Below are 18,724 nucleotides of genomic sequence, written 5' to 3' on the forward strand. Positions count from 1 at the left end.
GGCAGTGGACTACTTCGCATTGTTGCGCCGCCATCGAGGGGAAGAGCGGCGGACTCCTCGGATGCAGGAGGAGGATGGCGGTCCGGTGTCTGCGCCGTCCGACGATGGAGAGGAGATGGAGCGGCTGCTGCTTTCCGAGGAGGAGCCCGAGCAGGCGCAGGAGGAGGCGGCCGCCGTCCGTCTGGAGGATGCGCTGCTGTGCGATGAAGCGGAGGTGGAGCCTCCCCCGGCATCGGCCGGATCGGAGGGGGTGCCTCTCGCCGTTGCGGGGCGGCGGGATGGCGGCCCGCAGGGGGATATGGTGGAACGACGCGCGACGGAAGGTGCCGTCTCGTCCGATGGCATCGATCGCCCCTCCACCGTGGATGCGGAGCCGCCCCCGCATTCCGGCGGGGATTCTTCCGACCTGCCGGAGGGGGCGCCGGAGCCGCCGCGGGCGGCGGCCTGGCGTCCACCTATCGACGACGTCGCCGAGTTGCCCGAGGATCACGACCAGGTCTCCGCGCACGTCAAGCGTTGGCTGCGCCGCTTCATCGACATCTCCTACGCCCTCTTCCATGCCTGCCGCCAACATCGCCCCTTCGACCTCGGGCCGCTACAGAAGCAGATCGCCAACATGCTACTCTGGTTGGAGCGCGATGCGCTGCTGGTCAATGCGCTGGAGCTGGAGTTGGAACAGGCCGATTTCGAGAGCAGCATCCCCGAGGGGCACGACGACCTGCGCCAACTGGTGATCAAGTCGGTGATGATGCTGCTCTATGCGATCAAGACGACGGCGGAGCTGCGCACCCCATTCAAGGTCCGCCTGCGGCTGGTGACCGCGGCGGTGCTCCACCACATCGGGATGGCCCAGGTACCGGAGAGGATCTTGAGCAAGAGCGGCCGGCTGTCGCCCGAGGAGCTGGCCGAGATCCGCGAGGCGCCGGCCAAGGGGATGGTCTACCTCCAGCGCTGCGGCATCACCGACGAGTATGTCTTGCGTGCCGCATCGGAGTTCAATGAGCGGGTGGACGGGTCGGGCCCGCGTGGGCTGCAAGGCAAGGAGATCTGCTACAGCGCGCGGCTGATCGGCCTGCTGTCGATGTTCGAGGCGATGATCCACAAGCGCAGCTATCGCAAGCGGTTGTTGCCGCGTGAGGCGGTGCGGGTGGTGGTGCAGAAGTACAAGCATGCCTTCGACCGCGCCATGCTCAAGGCGCTGCTCGACGCCATCTCGCTCTATCCGGTGGGTAGCTATGTGCGGCTCAACTCCAGGGAGATCGGCAAGGTGATCTTCTGCCATCCCCGTCTGCCGTTGCGGCCGGTGGTGCGGGTGATGATGGACGAGTATGGCGAGGAGATCCCGCCGCGCGAGATCGATCTGAAGCAACATCCCAATCTGATGATCGAGCAGTGCGCCTACGAGGACGATCTCTCCTCGCTCTTCACCAAAGTACCGGAGTAGCCCGCTCCATCCGCGGTCGGGTCGGCCGGCGGTTTGCATAGCCAGCCCTGCTGCCGGGCGGCCAGCTTGGCGTAGCGGTAGAAGGTTCCCTCGAAGTTGCCCAGCGCGATGATGAAGCCGGCCCGACCGTCGAGGAAGCCGAGCTTGAGCACATAGAGGCGGAAGAACCCCCACAACCCATGCAGCAGCCCCTTGAGGATGCCTCCGCGCCGCCCCTGACGGACATACTTCTCCGCACCGAGGGTGGAGTAGCGCTGCATCTTATGGATCATCTGCTCGATGTCCTTGAACGGGAACTGGATGATCTCCTGTGTCAGATGGCCGGTGGTTCCGTGGATGGTGTACTCCTCATGCACCTCGGCCGACTCGTCGAAGGTGATGGCGCCACGGCGGAAGAGTTGCGGCTGGCGATAGTCTGGGTACCAGCCGCCGTGGCGGACCCAGCGGCCGAGATACCAGTTGCGCCGCGGAATGAAGTAGGCGTCGAACTCGGGGTTGGCCACCACGGCCTGGATCTCCGCCGCCGCCGCATCGGTGCAGCGCTCGTCGGCGTCGAGGCTGAAGATCCACGCAAAGCGGCAGGCGGCGATGGCCGCGTTGCGGATCTGGCCGAAGGTGCGGAAGGGGATCTGTTCCACCCGGGCGCCGAGTTCTCGGGCGATGGCATCGGTGCCGTCGCTGCTGAAGGAGTCGACCACCACCACCTCGTCGGCCCAGTCGATCACGCTGGCGATGGCGTCGGCGATCTTCTCCGCCTCGTTATAGGTCATGATACAGACCGAGATCGGCGGGCGGCTCACGCCATCCGCTCCATTGCATCGAGCAGTGCGGTGGCGCTGTGATGCTCCCGCAGCCAGGCGCAGGCGTCGCTACAGCGGCGCTGGAATGCGACGTAGTCGGCGATCACCCGGTCGATGGCGTCGAGCCAGCAGGCTGCATCGTCGCTGTCGATGACCACGCCGGCATCGAACCGAGCCACCAGCCCGGCCGGCTGGATGCCCGCACGGACGATCACCGGGCAGCCGCGGGCAAGTGCGTCCAGCGTGATGCCGCTGATCTTGTCGGCGTATTCCCGCACCCGGTAGGGCTGCAGGCAGATGGCCCCAGGGAACTGGTCGAAGTAGGCCTTCCCCTCCAGCGTCCGTCCCGGCATGGTCAGATGGGGATAACCGACGGCGCGGATCCGCTCCAGCAGTGTGGCGACATCGGCGGCATACTCGCCGTGGTGGTTGGGGCCGGCCTGCAGCAGGAAGGGGATGGCGCGCCGCTGCCGCTGCAGCAGTGCGATCAGCTCGGCGATCAGCGGCAGGTTCTTGTCCATCCGCGCCACGCCGGGGAAGATCAGCTGTCGGAAGGGCACCACCTTCGGTGGCTCCTCCGGCAGAGTGAAGGGGCAGGGCTGACACGCCACCGTGCGGAATCCGGCCTGCCCGATCGCCTCGGCCAGCGCCTCGGTGGTGGTCAGGATGGGCGTCTCCGGCGCGCGGCGAGCGATCCGTTGCAGCCGGCGGAACCGGTTGCCCTCCATGCGCATCTGGTGGACGTAGAAGTAGGCCAGGCCCAGGCGCCGCAACCGCTCGGGCAGCAGGGCAAAGGCGAGCAGCTCCGGCCGGCCGGCGGTGGGGACGAGGATCCGTTCGCCGCCGCGCAGCAGCCGGCGCAGCAGAAGATGGAGCTGTGGCCGGCGTAGGGCGCGGTCGAAATGGGGGATGCAGCGGATGCGCTTCCCGCCGATCAGACCGGGATCCACCCGTCGCCCCGCCCAGATGCGCACCTCCATCCCCTTCTGTGCGGCGGCCTCGGCCAGGGCGCGGCAGATGGTGAAGCAGTGACCGGCGTCGTTGATCAGGGTCGGTTCAAGGATGTGGAGGGGTGGCCGGCTCATGCCACCGCCAGCAGATCGGCGCAGATCAGCGCATCGAGGTGGCCGAGTCGGAAGGCGCGCACCGCATCGGCGGCACGGCAGACGATCGGCTCCTCGTGCATGTTGAAGCTGGTGTTGATCAGCGCCGGAATGCCGGTGCGTTCATGGTAGGCGGCCAGGATGGCGTGGACTTCGGGGTTGTCCTGCCGGCGCAGCACCTGCGGCCGGGCGGTGCCGTCGACATGGATCGCCGCCGGGATCTCCCGTCTGGCACGCTCCGATGCGTCGTAGGTGATGGTCATGAAGCGGGCTGCGACATGCTCCGGCCGCCAGTCGGGAAAGTAGTCGCGGGCATACTCCTCCATGACGATCGGGGCGAAGGGCATGAACTCGGTCCGGCCGAGGCGGTCGTTGAGCCATCGATTGATGGCCGGGTCGTGGCAGGAGGCGAAAATGGTGCGGTTGCCGAGCGCGCGCGGGCCGAACTCCATCCGTCCGGCGGCGCGGGCCACCACCTTGCCTTCGGCCAGCATCCGGGCGGTGGTCTGTGCCAGGCTGTCCGGCCGATCGAAGGCGACCCCTGCTGCGTGCAACGCCGCTTCGGCCTCTTCGCGGGTGATCTCCGGGCCGAGATAGAGCGACTCCAGCAGCCGGGGCGCCAGTCCGCCGTGGCTGTCGGCACACGCGGCGAGTGCCGCGCCTGCGGCCAGCCCGCCGTCGCCCATGTTGGGGAAGACATAGAAGTTCTCCACTTCGTCGCAGGCGAGGATGCGCTGGTTGAGTTTGACGTTGGCGAAGACGCCGCCGGCGACGGCGAGCTTGCGGACGCCGGTTTGCTCCACCCATTGCCGGACGAAGTGGAGCACCGTCTCCTCGGTCACCGCCTGCAGGCCGGCGGCGATCTGCTCCCGGTCGAGCCCCTCGGCCAGCCGGGCGGCGATCGGTGGGGAGAAGCGCTGGTAGGCGAGCTGGGCCAGCGGGGTGTCGAGTCGGGGATGGTCCGGATCGAGCCGGATGTGGCGCCGCAGCCGGTCGGCGAAGGGCTCGGGGTCGCCGTAGGCGGCCAGCCCCAGCACCTTGCCTTCGTGGCGGGTGGGGCGGAAGCCGAGGTGGCGGGTGAAGGCGGTGTAGACGCCGCCGATCGAGTGGGGCGCGGGAATGGCCAGGAGTTGACGCATCCGTCCCTTCTCGCCGATCCAGACGGTGCCGCAATCGGCATCGCCGCTGCCGTCGAGGGTGAGTACCAGTACCGGCTCGTCGGGCCAGGGGCAGCAGTGGTAGGCGCCGGCGGCGTGGGCGCGGTGATGGCGGATGTTGCGGCGCCGCCGCCTGCGCAGGGCGTCGGGCAGCGCCCCCTTGCCGGCCAGCTTCTCGGCCAGCGCATTGATCGGGAAGCTGACCATGGCGCCAAAGAAGTGGAGCCGCTGCCGGCCCGGTTCGCTGTGCGCCGCCCAGTAGCGCATGTTGCGCCAGACATCGCCGACCAGCTCGATCCGCGGCAGCCGGGCGACGGCGACGGGTGTCTCTTCATCCTCGCCAAAGCCGCGGACCCAGTCGATGGCGCGGAAGGGGTAGCGCGCCTCCATCTTGACGCGGGTGAGCCGCTCCTCCTCGACGGCGGCGATCAGACGTCCGTCGTCGTCGAGCAGCGCGGCGCCGGAGTTGTGGGTGCCGCCGTGGTCGGGGTGGTGGGCGCAGTAGCCGTAGATGCCGAGCTGCTTGCGGTTCATGCCAGTCGCCGGGCACACTGCCGCCAGACCCGGTCCGTCGACAGGCGGTCGAGACAGTCGCTGCGGCTTGCGCGGTGGTGGCCGCACCCCTCCTTTTGGCAGGGGAGGCAGCCCGCCTCGCCCTGGATCAGGGTGACGTTTCCCGCCCGTTGCAGGCCGCCGGCCGCCGGCCGCCAGGGGGAGCGCCCGTGGTTCCAGCCGGCCGGCCACGGCCCCCAGATGCGGGGGTCGGTCGGTCCGTAGAGGGCGACGGTCGGCGCGCCGCAGCCGGCGGCGAGGTGGGTGGTGGCGGTGTCCAGGCCGACATAGAGGGCGGCGTTGGCCGACAGGGCGGCCAGCTGCCGCCAGCGGAACCGCCCGGCGGCGATGGATACGGCATCCCGCGGTAGGCCGCTCTCCCGCACCAGCGCCTCCGCCGCCCCCTGCTCGTCCGGTCCGGCGGTGATGACGATCTTCAGCCCGGCATCGTGCAGCCGCCCCATCAACCGCCGCCACTGCGCCACCGGCCACAGCTTGTAGCTCCAGCGGGCGAAGGGGTGGAGCTGGGCGTAGGGCTGCTGCTCCGGCCACCCCAGCCGGTCGCGCACGGCGGCCAGGTCGTCGTTGTTCCAGTCGAGTGCCGGGGCGTGCGTCAGCGGTGTGACCCCGGCCAGACGGCAGAGATCGGCGCAGTAGCTGACCATGTGGCTGTGCGGGGAGTAGCCGCTCCAGCGGGTCACCAGCCGCCGCTTCCAGCCATCCTGCCAGCGGCCAGGCAGCAGTGCGCAGACCTGCCGGGCCACCAGCCGGGCCACCGCCGTCGCCCGGTCGGAGCCGGTGAGTACGCAGGCGAGGTCGAAGCGGCCGCGCAGGCTGCGCACGGAGCGGCGCAATCCCTGCCACGACGGGATCAGGGTGTGGCAGGCGCAGGCGAAGGGCTGGTCGGCCACCATCGCCTCGGTGCCGGGGGCGACCAGCCACTCCACCTCATAGCCGGCGGCGGCCAGCGACCGGGCCAGCGGTGTGGCCAGCAGCACATCCCCCAGGTAGCGGGTGACGACGACTAGTGCGCGCAACGACTGCAGTGCTGCCAGAGGTAGATGGCGACGAACAGCGCCATGCCCGCTGCCATGGCAAGCGCGTTCTTGTGTTCGCGGTGTTCGCGCACCAGCGCCCATGAATGGGCGCCCCGGGCCGGGTAACCGGTCGGCCGCGGCAAGAAGAGGGGCACCTGCTCCGCCCACTGGTCGTACTCCGCCCCGAAGAGGCGGCGCATGTAGGCGGCCTCGTTGCGCAGCGCCGGGCGGTAGATGACGGTGAAGGCGGCCATCCCCAGCAGCGCCGCCCAGGGATTGGCCGCCATGATGCAGAAACCGGTGAAGATGACACTGTTGAAGAAGTAGAGCGGGTTGCGGGTGTAGCGGTAGGGGCCGGCGGTGGCCAGCTTCCGGTTCTTGTCGATGTAGCCGGATGCCCAGCAGCGGCCGGCTTCGCCTGCCACCACCACCAACCCGCCGATCAGCAGGCCGGGCAGGGTCGGTCGGGCCACGGCAAGCAACAGGATGACCACCGGGGCGGTGGCCCAGATGCGGTGGGCGAAGCACCACGCCTCAAGCCTCGCGTATGCTTGTTGCAGCGCAGCCGTCACATCGCCTCCTTGCGCAACACGGCGACGATCTCGCGGATGGGGAAGAACTTGGAAAACGAGCGCTCAAACCGCTCCTGGCCGAGCAGCGCCTTGAGCAGCCGCGCCGGCAGGGTGTGGCAGCGCAGATTCATCGACACCATGCTGTAGCGGCAGCGGTAGTAGACCGTGCTCTCTTCGGTGAAGTGGCGCAGCGCGTGCGAGCCGAAGTGGTGGTAGTGGGTCGGATCGCCCCAACTGGTCCAGTGGGTGTAGTGCGGGGTCTTGATCTCCACCGTGCCGCCGGGCTTGAGCACGCGCCAGATCTCCTCCATCAGCCCGACCGGATGGCGCATGTGTTCGATCACGTGGCTGCAGATGACATGGTCGAAGCTTGCATCGGCGAAGGGAAGGGGTGCGGCGGCGAAGTCGGCCAGCACATCGGCGGCGGAGTCGGGGTGGTGGTCGACACCGATCGCCCCGGCCGCCTTGTCGCGGCCGCAACCGAGATCGAGCGTCGTCATGCCCGATCGTAGCGGGGCAGGGCGACCGCCCGGGGTGCGGCAGGCGGCCTCATCCCGGCGCCCGGTATCCGGTCAGCCGGCCGATGATGTGGCCGATCTTGATCTTCGCCCGCAACTTGATCGGGATGTGGCGTGGGTCGTCGGTCATCCAGATGGTGATCGCTCCCTTGCTGGAGAAGATGCCTGCGCTCTTGAGACGGGGGGTGACGACAAGGCACTCCACGCGCTCGCCCCAGGGGGCGCGCAGTCGTTCCGTGTCGTCGCCGACGGAGACCTCCACCAGGTAGCGTTTGCGTGCGTCGAACACCGGGATCCGGACGGTCGTCCCCGGATGGAGCGGGAGCCGGCGCACTCTAGTGAAGGCGTCCAGGACGCTCAAATGGCCGGCGGGCACCTCGTAGCGGTCGGTTTTCCCGTTCTGTCGATACTCCACCAGGTTTTTACGCCACAGAAAGCGGGTCTCCTTGTGGGCGCGGTAGCGGTTCTCGTGCTGGTCGAGTACGAAGGAGGTGCTCTGCAGGTGGCCGTCGCGGCAGACGCCGTCGGCGGTGATGGTGTCGCGCACCTTCTTGAACAGGTCGAGGAAGCGGTTGGTGCGTGCCCGGATGCGGATGCGGTAGCCGTCGGCGCCGTGGCGCAGATAACTCAGGGTGGCGCTGCCGCCGTTGATGAACTCCCAATCGACGTCGAAGCGCATCTGCTCGCCGAGCGGCGGCGGGCACTCACCGGCAGTGGCCGGCGCGGACGGCGGGACGAGCAGCAGCGCGCAGCACCACAGCCATGGACGGCAGCCTGCGAAGCGGCTCACGTGATGGCCAGAGCGCAAAACGGCCGTCCACTAGGCTTTTGCTTGACGGGTATCGCGAAGAGCGCGCTCTTCGATACCCTTACGAACCCGTTGGTTGCATGCGCAGGCTCCCGTTTTGCGCGACCGTCCCGATCGCGGATGACGGCTGCTTGCGAACCCATCAGGTGATCAGGAATTCCGCGTCCGCGATGCGTGCAGCAGGCAGCGGCTCGCCGGCGCGGATGCGTGCGACCGCCTCCCGTTTGCCCGCTCCGGTGGCCAGGATCATGCAGCGGTGGTGGTTGTTGAGGGCGGTCAGCCCCATCGAGACCCGCACCGGCGGCGGCTTGGGCGCATCGAAGACGGCCAGGGCCAGGGCGTCGGAGGCGAGCGCCCGCCGGTCGTCGGGGAAGAGGCTGGCGGTGTGGCCGTCTTCTCCCATGCCGAGCAGGACGAAGTCGAAGCGGTCGACGCAGGCGAGCTGTTCGGCGTAGGCGGCGGCCGCCTGCTCCGCGTCGGCGCCGCGGACGGCGTGGATGTGGGATTGGGGGATCGGGACGTGGTCGAGCAACTCCTCGCGCGCCATGGTCTCGTTCCGCTCCGGATCGCCGTCCGGAAGCAGCCGCTCGTCGCCGAACCAGCAGTGGACCCGGCGCCATGGCAGGTCGGCGTCGCGCAGCAGCCGGTAGCAGCCGCGAGGGGTTCTGCCGCCGGCCAGCACCCAGTGGAAGCGGCCCCGGGCGGCAATCGCTTCGCGACCGCAATCGGCAATCGCCCGGGCGGCATGGGCTGCCGCCTGCTCCTGGTCAGGAAACCGAGTGAAATACATGACTTGCGTGCTGCGAGAGGTCGCGCCAACCCCCTTCGCACCCCTCCATCAGCCGATCGATGCCCGGCACCTCCCAACTGCCGGCGGCGTAGAACTGCAGATCCCGCCGCTCTTGCCATGCGTCGAGGATCGGCTGCACGATGCGCCACGACTCCTCCACCTCGACCCCGCTGGCAAACAGCGTCGCCTCGCCCAGCAGAACGTCGTGCAGCAGGGTTTCGTAGGCCTCGGGGGTTCCCATGCCCGGCACGCTGTAGGGGGCATCGAGGTGGAGGGTGCGCAGGTCGGGGGCCAATCCTGGCCGCTTGGCGTTGATGGTGTAGACCATCCCCTCGTCCGGATGGAGGCGGAAGACCAGCTCGTTGCAGGCGATCTCCTTGCAGAAGCCGGAGAAGATGTTCTGCGGAGGACGGCGGAAGCGGATGGCGATCTCCGACACCCGCGCCGGCAGCTTCTTGCCGGTGCGCAGCAGGAAGGGGACGTCGTGCCAGCGCCAGTTGTCGATGAAGAGCTTGACCGCGGCGAAGGTCTCGGTGGTCGAGGCCGGATCGACCATCGGCTCGTCGCGGTAGCCGATGCTCTTCTCGCCGTCGACCACGCCGGTGGTGTACTGCGCGCGCACGGCGAAACGCTCCACCTGGTCGGGCGGGATCGGGCGCACCGACCTGAGTACCTTGAGCTTTTCGTCACGGATCGCCTGGGCGTCGAACGCGACCGGCGCCTCCATCGCCACCAGCGACATCACCTGCAGCAGGTGGCTCTGGATCATGTCGCGCAGCGCGCCCGCCTTGTCGTAGTAGAGGGCGCGGTACTCCACCCCGAGCGACTCGGCCACCGAGATCTGCACATGATCGATGTAGTTGCGGTTCCACATCGGCTCGAAGACGGCGTTGGCGAAGCGGAAGACCATCAGGTTCTGCACGCTCTCCTTGCCCAGGTAGTGGTCGATGCGGTAGATCTGCGATTCGTCGAAGTTGCGCAGCAGCTTGCGGTTGAGCGCGCAGGCGCTTTCGTAGGAGGTGCCGAACGGCTTCTCGATCACGATGCGGCGGAACCCTTGGGTCTCCGCGGCCAGCCCCGCCTCACGCAGCCCGATGGCCACCCGTTCGTGCCAGTCGGGCGGGATGGCCAGGTAGAACATGGCGTTGGTCCGGCCGTTGCGACAGCAGAGCACCCCCTTGAGCCGTTGGTAGAGGTCGGGATCGGCGAGATCGCCGTGGACCACGTCGAGCTTCTCGGCGATGCGTCGCCAGGAGGGGGGATTGAGCACCGCCTCGGGGAAGAAGTTGAGCAGCTGGTCGTGGACGTAGTTGATCCAGTGGGAGCGATTCCACTCCTCACGCACCACGCCGATGATGCGGGATTCCGGACCGATCAGGTTCCAGCGGTGCATGTGGGCCAGCGCCGGCAGCAGCTTGCGTTTGGTCAGGTCGCCCGAGGCGCCGAAGATGACGATGTTGCACGGCTCCGGCCGACGGGAGCCGATCAGCGTTGCCGCTTCGTGGAACTCGTTCATGATCGATCGGATGGCAAAAGGCCCGTCCATGGACGTTTTGCCTGGCGGCGGTCGAAGGGCGCGCGCTTCGACCGCGCTACGGAACCGCCGGTCGCCTCTGCAACCTTCGGGTTTGTGCGGCACGCCAACGCCGCGATGATGGTTTCTTGCGAAACCATCAGTTCTGATCGAATCGCAACAAGTCCGTCCATGGACTTTTTGCTTGACGGGGATCGAAGAGCGCGGTCTTCGATCCCCTTACAAATCCGTCGGTTGCATGCGCAACCTCCGGATTTGCGCGACCCTCCATGGTCGCGATGATGGTTTCTTGCGAAACCATCAGTTCTGCTCCGCCGGCTTGATGGCGTGGCCGCCGAAGCCGGCACGCATGGCGTTGACCACCTTGCCGGCGAAGGTGTCGCGCTGGCGGCTGCGGAAGCGCATCTGCAGCGCCAGCGCCAGCACCGGGGTGGGGATGGCCAGATCGACCGCCTCCTGCACCGTCCAGCGCCCTTCGCCGGAGTCGTCCATCCAGTCGGAGAGGGTGGAGAGGGTGCCGTTCTGCTCCAGCGCGTCGCCGATCAGATCGAGCAGCCATGAGCTGACCACCGACCCCTTCTGCCAGATGCGGGCGATCTGGTGCATGTCGAGATCGAACTCCTCCTTGGACTTCATCAGCTCGAACCCCTCGGCGAAGGCCTGCATCATGCCGTACTCGATGCCGTTGTGGACCATCTTGACGAAGTGGCCGGCACCGATCGGCCCGACATGGCCCCACCCCTTGCCGTCGTTGGCGGCCAGCGTGGTCAGCGCCGGCGCGACCAGTGCGATTGCCTCCTCATCGCCGCCGATCATCAGCGAGTAACCGTTTTTCAGCCCCCAGACGCCGCCGGAAGTGCCGCAGTCGGCAAAGAGAATGCCTCGTTCGCGCAGCATGGCGCCGCGCTTCTGCCCCTGTTTGTAGTAGGAGTTGCCGCCGTCGACGATCAGATCGCCGGCGGCAACTCCTGCGTCGATGAGCCCGGCGATGGTGTCGTCGACGAACTGGTGCGGCACCATGATCCAGACCACCCGGGGCGCGGGCAGGGTCGCGACCAGTTCGGCCAGCGATGCGACGGCGGTGACGTTGGAAAACTCGGCGGCCAGGGCCCGCGCCGGCTCCGGCGCCACGTCGTAGGCCCAGACGCGGTGGCCGCCGCCGGCCAGCCTTCTGACCATGTTGCCGCCCATGCGGCCCAGTCCGATCATTGCGATATTCATGGCGTTGCTCCTGTTTATTGTTCTTGGCTTGCGCGTGGTGCGATGGTTTCTTGCGAAATCATCATCTCAGACGGCTTCGCAAGAAGCCGGCTGCCGCCGCCGGGACGGCCGCGCAAATCCGCGGCCTGCTTCTGCAAGCGAAGGATTTGCAAGGCAATCGTAGAGCGCGCTCCTCGATTGCCATCAAGCAAAAAAGTCCATGGACGGACTTTTTGCGATGGAATCATCTCTGCCGAGGGTCGAGCCAGTCGCGCAGCCCCTCGCCAAGCAGGTTGTAGCCCAGCACGGTGATCAGGATGGCCAGCCCCGGGTAGAGCGACAGCCACCAGGCGATCTGAATGTTGTCCTTGCCGGCGGTGAGCATGTTGCCCCACGACGGATTGGGAGGCTGGACGCCCAGCCCGAGGAAGGAGAGGCCCGATTCGGTCAGCACCGCGCCGGCCACTCCCAGCACCGAGGAGACCAGGATCGGCCCCATGGCGTTGGGCAGGCAGTAGCGGGTGATCAGCCGCCAGCTTCCAGCCCCCAGCGCCTCGGCGGCCAGCACGAACTCGCGCCGGCGCAGCGACAGCATCTCCGCCCGGACCAGCCGCGCCACTCCCATCCACGAGGTGAGGCCGATGACGATCATGATGTTCCAGATCGACGGCTCGAGGAAGGCGATCACCGCCAGGATGAGGAAGAAGGTGGGAAAACAGAGCACCATGTCGGTGAAGCGCATGATCAGCGCGTCGATCCGCCCGCCGTGGAAGCCGGCCACCACCCCGAGCGCGACGCCGATGGCCATCGAAATGCCCACGGCGACGAAGCCGACGGCCAGCGAGACCCTTGCGCCGAAGAGGATGCGGGAGAAGACGTCCCGCCCGAGCTCGTCGGTGCCGCACCAGTGTTGCGCGGATGGGGGCAGCAGCATCTCATGCACATGGATGGTCAGCGGGTCGTGCGGGGCGAGCCAGGGGGCCAGCAGGGCGGCGCAGGCGACGACCGCGACGATCGCCCCGCCGGCCAGCAGCATCGGCTGGCGGCGCAGCAGGGTGGTTGCGCGGATGCTCATCGGCAAGTGCGCGGATCGGCCCAGCCGTAGGCGAGATCGGCCAGCAGGTTGCCCAGCAGGGTGAGCACGGCGCCGATGACGGTGATGCCCATGACCAGCGGGTAGTCCCGCGCCAGTACCGCCTGGTAGAAGAGCTGCCCCATGCCGGGGATGGAGAAGAGCTGCTCGACGATCACCGAACCGCCGATCAGCCCGGGCACCGACAGGCCGAGCAGGGTGATGATCGGCAGCAGCGCGTTGCGCAGGGCGTAGCGGTAGAGGATGGTCCGTTCGTCGGCTCCCATGGCCCGCGCGGTGGTGATGAAGTCGCTGCGGATCACCTCGAGCATGCCGCTGCGCATGAAGCGGCTCATGCCGGCGATGCCGCCGACGGCCGAGACGAAGACCGGCATGGCCAGGTGGCGCAGCAGATCCCACTGTTGCGCCCACCAGCCCATCCGGCGCCAGCCGTAGCTGTGCATACCGGAGATCGGCAGCCAGTGGTGTTCGACCCCCAGCGCGATCATCAGCAGCAGGCCGAGCCAGAAGGAGGGGATGGCGAAGCCGATGAAGACGGCGACGGTCAGCCCCCGGTCGAGCCAGGAGTTCTGCCGGGCGCTGGAGACCACCCCGACGGGGATGGCGACCGCCAGGATCAGCGCCATGGCCAGCAGGTTGATCCAGAGGGTGACCGGCAGCCGCTCGGCGATCTTGTCGAGCACCGGGCGGCCGTCGGCCGAGAAGGAGTTGCCGAAATCGAGCGTGGCCAGCCGTTTGAGCCAGTGCCAGTACTGCTGGTAGAGCGGCTGGTCGAGGCCGTAGTAGTGGCGCAGCCGCTCGATGTCGGCGGCGGAGACCCGTGGATCCATCGCCTGACCGACCGCCGACGGCGCACCCGGGGCCAGGTGCATCATGCCGAAGGAGATGACGGTGATGCCGACAAGCAGTGGCACCATCATCAGCAGTCGTTTGAGCAAGTAGTGCGGCACGGCCGGCTCAGTTGCCCCGGTGGTAGCGAAGCTTGTGGCGGTACTCCTCGGGATCCTTCACCTGGGTCATCGCCCCGTCGCGCGGGAAGAAGAGGTCGAACAGGCGGGAGAGCCAGAAGCGCAGCGCGGCCAGCCGCAGCAACCCCGGCAGGGCGGCCAGCTCGTCCGCATCGAGCGGGCGCCGGGCCTGGTAGCCGTCGAGGAGGGCGCGGCTGCGCGCCTCATCCTTTTGCTCCAGGGTGATGGCCAGCGCGTTGATCGCGATGGCGATGTCCATGACCCACGGGGCGCTGTGGGCGTAGTAGAGGTCGATCACCCCGCTGACCCGGTCGCCGTCGAAGAGGATGTTGTCGCAGAAGTAGTCGCCGTGGATGATCCCTGTGGGCAGCGACGGCGGTCGCTGCGCCTGTTGCCAGGCGAGTTCGTCGCGCAGCAGCGCCGCCGCCTCCGTGCCGTAGCGTGCGGCCAGCGGTTCGGCCACCTGCTCCGCCGTGCGGGCAAGCCAGTCCGCACCGGTCGGGTTGGCCCGTGCGGGGGTGAAATCCGCTCCGGCCAGATGGAGCCGCGCCAGCGTGGCGCCGGCCTCGGCCAGCTGACCACGGTTGAGCCGCTCCACCACCGCGCCGGGCAGGCAGGAGACGATGCAGCCCCGTTTTTCGCCGTAGTCGAAGAGCAGCGTCCCATCCCGGCTGCGGGCCGGCTGCGGGCAGGGGAAGCCCCGCTGGTGCAGATGGCACATCAGCCGCATGAACCAGGGCAGCTCCTCCGGCGCCATCCGCTCGAAGATGGTGAGCACGAAGCGGCCGCGATCGGTATCGACGAAGAAGTTGCTGTTCTCGATGCCGGCGGCGATGCCCTGCAGGCCACGCAACGCGCCGAGGTCGTAGCCGGCGAGGATGTCGCCGACCTCGGCGGGGGAGAGCTCGGTGTAGACGCTCATGATCCCGAAGGCTGCGCCTCGCCGGACGTGAAATCCATGCCCGATTCGGGCCAGCTGACGCGCACCGTCGTTCCCCCACGGCTGCCAGTGATGGTGCAACGGGCGCCGAGCTGCTCGGCGCGCCAGCGCATGTTCTTCAGCCCGCGTCCTTCCCGTACCGTCGATGGGAGGCCGCAGCCGTCGTCGCGGATCTCCACGAACCGCGCCCCGGTGGTGACGCGGATGGTGCGGCAGCCGGCGTATTTGACGCTGTTGGTCACCGCCTCCTGGATGATCCGCTGCAGGTGCATCAGGCTGGAGGAGTCCTCGGCCAGGGGGGTCGGTTTGACGCTGCTCTCCCAGTGGAGCTCGATGGCGTGGTCGGCCAGTCGTTGCCCCAGCCGCCAACGCTGCATGGCCAGCAGCGCGTGGAAGTCCTGCTCGCCGTCGCTGGAGTCCATCAGTAGGCGCAGCTCGTCCAACGCTTCCCGCAGCCGTTCGCGCAATGGGGCGTCGGCCGCCTGGGCGAGGGTCATGGCGCTGGCCAGATGGCCGCCGACTCCGTCGTGCAGCTCGCGCACCACCCGATCCTGCTCGGCACGCACCGCCTGTTGCCGCTCCAGCTCCAGGATGCGGGCGTGGCGATCGGCCAGTTCCCGCTCCTGCTCGGCCAGCGAGCGCTGCAGCTCGGTGCGGAAGGCGTGTTCGCGGCGGTGGGCGCTGATGAAGCGGACGATGAGCAGGACGGTGACGGCCAGCGCGAATCCGGTCGGGCCGAGGAAGAAGAGGTAGGGCGGGGTGATGCCGCTGGCCGTGATCCAGGGCAGCCAGTCGTGGATGAAGGCGGCCATGACGAAGATCAGGCAGAGGACGATGATCAGTGCCTCCCGATCCCCCAGGAGGAGCCATCGCCGGGTGAGCAGGGCGAGGGCGGCGATGTCCCACAGCAGCGTCGTTCCCTCGCTCCACGCCGCCACGGGCAGGATGTCGCGGTTGGCGGCGATGGCCACCAGGAAGGTGGTGGTCACCATCACCAGCCAGGCGAAGCGGCGCAGCCACCGGGCACGGATGGAGGTGCTCTCCAGCACGAAGAGGAGGTAGAAGAGTTGCGACCAGCCGATGGAGAGCTGGACCAGCCGCTCCCAGAGGTTGCGCCCCAGCGGCGGGTAGATCAGATAGGCGTCGAAGATGTAGAGAGCGCCGATGATGCTGCCCAGCGCGAAGAAGAGGTAGGCGCGATCGCCGATCCCCAGCCAGAAGATGAGGAAGAGCAGGCCGAGGGCGAGGACGACCGCCGCCGCGCTGCCGCTGACCCAGTCGGCCGACTGGGCCGCCCGGTGGTAGATCGGCTGCAGGATACGGGCCGGCCCGATCCATACCGGGCCGAGGCCACTGTTGTTGTTGGCGTAGCCGAAGACGAGGATGGTCAGTGCCGCTGGGGTGGGGGTCGGCAGATCGAAGTAGAGCGGGCGGTTCCAGTGGCGGGCGACCGGTTCCTCCATGCGGCCGCCGCGCCCGATGACCCGCCCGCCTACGCGCAGCTCGGCGTTCATGTTCACTCCGGTGAGCAGGAGGGCGGTGGGGGTATCGGGGGCGGTCTGCGGCGGCAGGAGGATGCGGTACCAGCCGTAACCCTGGAAATCGGGGTGGGTGCGGTCCCAGACATCGGGCAGGGGGCAGGAGCGCCAGCGGTCGGGGGCGGGCGGGTCGGCGCCGGGGGTGAAGGCGCAGGAGGCGTGTACCGCCACCGTCACGCCGGGTGGCGGCGTCGGCAGATGGAGGGCGTGGTTGACCAGCCAGACCGAGATGATCGCCGCCGGTGCGCCGACGACGAGCCACAGAGCGCGCAGCGCTGGGTTCAGTCGAGCAGCCCCCGCGTTCTCGCCCGGTGTACCGCTTCGAGGTTGGAGTGGGCCTGCAGCTTGCGGTAGATCTTCTTGATGTAGCTGTGGACGGTGTGGGGGCTGATGCCCAGCTTGACGGCGATCGCCTTGCGCGCACAGCCGTCGGCGAGCAGTTGCAGAATCAGCCGCTCCCGATCCGAAAGCGGATCGGCGCCTTGCGGCTTCCAGCCCGTATCGTTGTGCGCCGTAGTCAGGCGGGTCAGCAGGGTCCGGGCGATCATCGGTGACATGGGAGAGCCGCCGGCGATCAGGTCAAGAATGGTCTGGGCCAGCCGACCACGCAGGTCGTCCTTGAGGATGTAGCCGGTGGCGCCGGCCTCCAGCGCCTCCAGCACATGGCGCCGGTCGTCATGGATGGTGATGACCATGCTCTCGATCCCCCGGTCGCGCGCCTGGCGGATCAGCTCGATGCCGGAGCCGTCGGGCAGGCCGAGGTCGACCAGCATCACCCGGATCGGTTGCGGCTTCATCAGCGCCGCCCGCGCCGCCGTGCAGTCGCCGACGGCGTCCGCGACCGTCAGTTGCGGGTGCTCCTCGATCGCATGGCGCAGGTAGTGGCGCACCTCGGGGTTGTCTTCGACGATCAGGATGGGGTGCGGCTGGGGCATGGCGCAAGGATAGGGGGAGGGGGCAGCCCTTTCCATTTCGGCCCTGGCGGCTATGGTGGCGGCATAAGGAGGTTCGGATATGGGCAGACCATTGGCCACCAACCGCGACCGGTTGGTGATGACCGCCGTGCAGGGCCAGGTGGCGCCGGCCCATCAGTGGGCGCCGTTCGAGGTCGCCGCCGACGGCCGGCCCTTCGCCTGGCCGTCGACCGGTGGCATCACCTATAACGTCAAGGTCGGCGATTCGGTCTTCGGCTGGGCGGGCGAGCACATCGAGCCGGGGGTTTCCACCACCCTGAGTCACAAGAACCGCAAGGTGGAGGCGGGCTACCAGTTCCTCGCCTGCTGCGGCAACCGGGCGCGGGTGATCGGGGGCGATGCCAAGGGGGCGATCGGCACCGTGCTCGGCCACCACGGCGGGGTGGAGCATTTGGTGCTCGACTTCCCCGACGAAGTGCTCGACCGGCTCACCTGCGACGACAAGTTCCTCATCCGCGGCTTCGGCCAGGGATTGCAGCTGCGTGACCATCCCGAGGTGGCGATCTACAACCTCGACCCCGACCTGTTCGATCTATGGGGGTTGGTGGAGCGCGCCGACGGGGCCATCGAGGTGCCGGTGCGGGTGATCGTGCCGGGGCACGCCATGGGCTCGGGCATCGGGGCGCTGTCGGTGACCAGCGGTGACTACGACATCCTGTGCCACGATCCTTCGTTGGTGCGTGAGCACGGGCTCGATCGGCTGTGCTTCGGCGATTTCGTCGCCGTGCGCGACCATGACAACCGCTACGGCCGCACCTGGCGCAAGGGGGCGGTGACCATCGGGGTGGTGATCCATTCCGACTCGCCGCTCGCCGGCCACGGCCCCGGCATGATGACCCTGATGAGTGCGCTCGACGGCAAGCTGGTGCCGGTGCTCGATGACGACGCCAACATGGGGGCGCTGCTCGGCATCGGCCGCTTCGCCGAAGCGTGAGGTGCTGCGGCGGCTTGCACGGTCGCTACGCTGTACTAGCCTGCCGCGCGTTCCGGCGCATTGCGTGGTGCTCGATGCCTCGCAGCCATCGCCGGAGCGGCTGACCCGCACCGGAGAGGTACCGAAGCGGTCACAACGGCACCGACTCGAAATCGGCTGGGCGGTTGATCCCGCCACGTGGGTTCGAATCCCACCCTCTCCGCCAGAATATCATCCAGCACGATCCGACCTGTCCGCGAAGCCCCGGGAGATCGGGGCTTTTTTGTTGTTGGAATGCCGACCGGACGGCGGCGGGCGATCGCCCTCCATGTCTGCATGGAGGAGCGGATCGCACAACGTCCGTCTGTGGACCTTTTGCTTGGCGCCAATCGAAGCGCGCGGTCTTCGATCCTCTTACAAATCCGTCGGTTGCATGCGCAACCTCCGGATTTGCGCGGCAAGCCAACGCCGCGATGATGATTTCTTGCAGAACTGTCAATGATCACGGTATGTTGCCATGATCCGACCATGATCGGCCGGCTGCCTGTGGCGCGGCTACTCCAGCAGGCTCCAGATCAGCCGCATGCCGCCGGCGGCGAACAGAGCCAGCCCCGCGACCGTCAACCATGGTGAGGTCACGAAGCCGGCTGCAAAAAGAAACGAGCCACCCCAGATCATCAGATTCATGGGGGAATCATAGCAGATTCCAGGTATGCGCTTGAAGCGGCGAGCGCATATCGAGCGGGGTGACCGCTTTGGGCCCATCCCCGCGGATGCGGGGGA

General features: G+C 68.0%; 17 protein-coding genes and 1 tRNA gene. 3 read left to right on the forward strand and 15 right to left on the reverse strand.

Going from position 1 to position 18,724, the window contains the following annotated elements; translation table 11 throughout:
- The first annotated feature begins 61 nt into the window (after positions 1-61).
- Positions 62-1,444, forward strand: coding sequence for a hypothetical protein (locus tag D6682_03920; protein ID RMH51633.1), 1,383 nt, complete (start codon positions 62-64; stop codon positions 1,442-1,444).
- Here D6682_03920 and D6682_03925 read toward each other — a convergent pair.
- From D6682_03925 to D6682_03995, 15 genes are all read right to left on the reverse strand, one after another.
- The gene (locus D6682_03925) at positions 1,399-2,214 is read right to left on the reverse strand and encodes a glycosyltransferase family 2 protein (GenBank protein ID RMH51649.1); all 816 of its coding nucleotides are present in this window, start codon (positions 2,212-2,214) and stop codon (positions 1,399-1,401) included. The genes D6682_03920 and D6682_03925 overlap by 46 nt on opposite strands.
- 26 nt (positions 2,215-2,240) lie before the next feature.
- A complete protein-coding gene (locus tag D6682_03930; protein ID RMH51634.1) occupies positions 2,241-3,329 on the reverse strand; it encodes a glycosyltransferase family 1 protein in 1,089 nt (362 codons plus the stop codon).
- Positions 3,326-5,038, reverse strand: coding sequence for a hypothetical protein (locus tag D6682_03935; protein RMH51635.1), 1,713 nt, complete (start codon positions 5,036-5,038; stop codon positions 3,326-3,328). Before D6682_03935 ends, D6682_03930 begins: the two co-directional genes overlap by 4 nt.
- Positions 5,035-6,195: a glycosyltransferase family 9 protein gene (locus tag D6682_03940; GenBank protein ID RMH51636.1), complete on the reverse strand. Its 1,161-nt coding sequence runs from the start codon at positions 6,193-6,195 to the stop codon at positions 5,035-5,037. The genes D6682_03935 and D6682_03940 overlap by 4 nt, the downstream gene beginning before the upstream one ends.
- Positions 6,081-6,665: an isoprenylcysteine carboxylmethyltransferase family protein gene (locus D6682_03945; GenBank protein ID RMH51637.1), complete on the reverse strand. Its 585-nt coding sequence runs from the start codon at positions 6,663-6,665 to the stop codon at positions 6,081-6,083. The genes D6682_03940 and D6682_03945 overlap by 115 nt, the downstream gene beginning before the upstream one ends.
- Positions 6,662-7,165, reverse strand: a complete 504-nt coding sequence (locus D6682_03950; GenBank protein RMH51638.1) for an SAM-dependent methyltransferase — start codon at positions 7,163-7,165, stop codon at positions 6,662-6,664. The genes D6682_03945 and D6682_03950 overlap by 4 nt, the downstream gene beginning before the upstream one ends.
- A gap of 49 nt (positions 7,166-7,214) precedes the next feature.
- Positions 7,215-7,991 (reverse strand): DUF3108 domain-containing protein, encoded by a 777-nt coding sequence (locus D6682_03955; GenBank protein RMH51639.1) that lies wholly within the window; start codon positions 7,989-7,991, stop codon positions 7,215-7,217.
- A 142-nt stretch (positions 7,992-8,133) separates the two neighbouring features.
- A complete protein-coding gene (gene pgl / locus D6682_03960; protein RMH51640.1) occupies positions 8,134-8,781 on the reverse strand; it encodes a 6-phosphogluconolactonase in 648 nt (215 codons plus the stop codon).
- The gene (gene zwf, locus D6682_03965) at positions 8,759-10,297 is read right to left on the reverse strand and encodes a glucose-6-phosphate dehydrogenase (GenBank protein RMH51641.1); all 1,539 of its coding nucleotides are present in this window, start codon (positions 10,295-10,297) and stop codon (positions 8,759-8,761) included. The genes pgl and zwf overlap by 23 nt, the downstream gene beginning before the upstream one ends.
- Before the next feature lie 318 nt (positions 10,298-10,615).
- Positions 10,616-11,536, reverse strand: a complete 921-nt coding sequence (gnd, locus tag D6682_03970) for a decarboxylating 6-phosphogluconate dehydrogenase (protein ID RMH51642.1) — start codon at positions 11,534-11,536, stop codon at positions 10,616-10,618.
- Between the two features lie 223 nt (positions 11,537-11,759).
- Positions 11,760-12,590: an ABC transporter permease gene (locus tag D6682_03975; GenBank protein ID RMH51643.1), complete on the reverse strand. Its 831-nt coding sequence runs from the start codon at positions 12,588-12,590 to the stop codon at positions 11,760-11,762.
- Positions 12,587-13,558, reverse strand: a complete 972-nt coding sequence (locus D6682_03980; GenBank protein ID RMH51644.1) for an ABC transporter permease — start codon at positions 13,556-13,558, stop codon at positions 12,587-12,589. Before D6682_03980 ends, D6682_03975 begins: the two co-directional genes overlap by 4 nt.
- Positions 13,559-13,565: 7 nt before the next feature.
- Positions 13,566-14,498 (reverse strand): homoserine kinase, encoded by a 933-nt coding sequence (locus D6682_03985; GenBank protein ID RMH51645.1) that lies wholly within the window; start codon positions 14,496-14,498, stop codon positions 13,566-13,568.
- On the reverse strand, positions 14,495-16,231 hold the full coding sequence (locus tag D6682_03990; GenBank protein RMH51646.1) for a hypothetical protein: 1,737 nt from the start codon (positions 16,229-16,231) through the stop codon (positions 14,495-14,497). The genes D6682_03985 and D6682_03990 overlap by 4 nt, the downstream gene beginning before the upstream one ends.
- A 104-nt stretch (positions 16,232-16,335) precedes the next feature.
- A complete protein-coding gene (locus D6682_03995) occupies positions 16,336-16,989 on the reverse strand; it encodes a DNA-binding response regulator (GenBank protein ID RMH51647.1) in 654 nt (217 codons plus the stop codon).
- Between the two features lie 79 nt (positions 16,990-17,068).
- Between D6682_03995 and D6682_04000 the strand changes: the two genes are divergently transcribed.
- Positions 17,069-17,962 carry a DUF4438 domain-containing protein gene (locus D6682_04000; GenBank protein RMH51648.1) on the forward strand — a complete coding sequence of 298 codons (894 nt, stop codon included), beginning with the start codon at positions 17,069-17,071 and terminating at the stop codon, positions 17,960-17,962.
- Between the two features lie 112 nt (positions 17,963-18,074).
- Positions 18,075-18,167: transfer RNA gene (locus D6682_04005), tRNA-Ser, on the forward strand.
- The last annotated feature ends 557 nt before the right edge of the window (positions 18,168-18,724 follow it).

Source organism: Zetaproteobacteria bacterium (genome assembly GCA_003696765.1).
GTDB lineage: Bacteria > Pseudomonadota > Zetaproteobacteria > Mariprofundales > J009 > RFFX01.

Bases quoted from the DNA above. Each gene is read 5' to 3' on its own strand.
- D6682_03920 (RMH51633.1), top strand. From the start codon at position 62: ATGCAGGAGGAGGATGGCGGTCCGGTGTCTGCGCCGTCCGACGATGGA.
- D6682_03925 (RMH51649.1), bottom strand. From the start codon at position 2,214: ATGACCTATAACGAGGCGGAGAAGATCGCCGACGCCATCGCCAGCGTG.
- D6682_03930 (RMH51634.1), bottom strand. From the start codon at position 3,329: ATGAGCCGGCCACCCCTCCACATCCTTGAACCGACCCTGATCAACGAC.
- D6682_03935 (RMH51635.1), bottom strand. From the start codon at position 5,038: ATGAACCGCAAGCAGCTCGGCATCTACGGCTACTGCGCCCACCACCCC.
- D6682_03940 (RMH51636.1), bottom strand. From the start codon at position 6,195: ATGGGCGCTGGTGCGCGAACACCGCGAACACAAGAACGCGCTTGCCAT.
- D6682_03950 (RMH51638.1), bottom strand. From the start codon at position 7,165: ATGACGACGCTCGATCTCGGTTGCGGCCGCGACAAGGCGGCCGGGGCG.
- pgl (RMH51640.1), bottom strand. From the start codon at position 8,781: ATGTATTTCACTCGGTTTCCTGACCAGGAGCAGGCGGCAGCCCATGCC.
- zwf (RMH51641.1), bottom strand. From the start codon at position 10,297: ATGAACGAGTTCCACGAAGCGGCAACGCTGATCGGCTCCCGTCGGCCG.
- gnd (RMH51642.1), bottom strand. From the start codon at position 11,536: ATGAATATCGCAATGATCGGACTGGGCCGCATGGGCGGCAACATGGTC.
- D6682_03975 (RMH51643.1), bottom strand. From the start codon at position 12,590: ATGAGCATCCGCGCAACCACCCTGCTGCGCCGCCAGCCGATGCTGCTG.
- D6682_03985 (RMH51645.1), bottom strand. From the start codon at position 14,498: ATGAGCGTCTACACCGAGCTCTCCCCCGCCGAGGTCGGCGACATCCTC.
- D6682_03995 (RMH51647.1), bottom strand. From the start codon at position 16,989: ATGCCCCAGCCGCACCCCATCCTGATCGTCGAAGACAACCCCGAGGTG.
- D6682_04000 (RMH51648.1), top strand. From the start codon at position 17,069: ATGGGCAGACCATTGGCCACCAACCGCGACCGGTTGGTGATGACCGCC.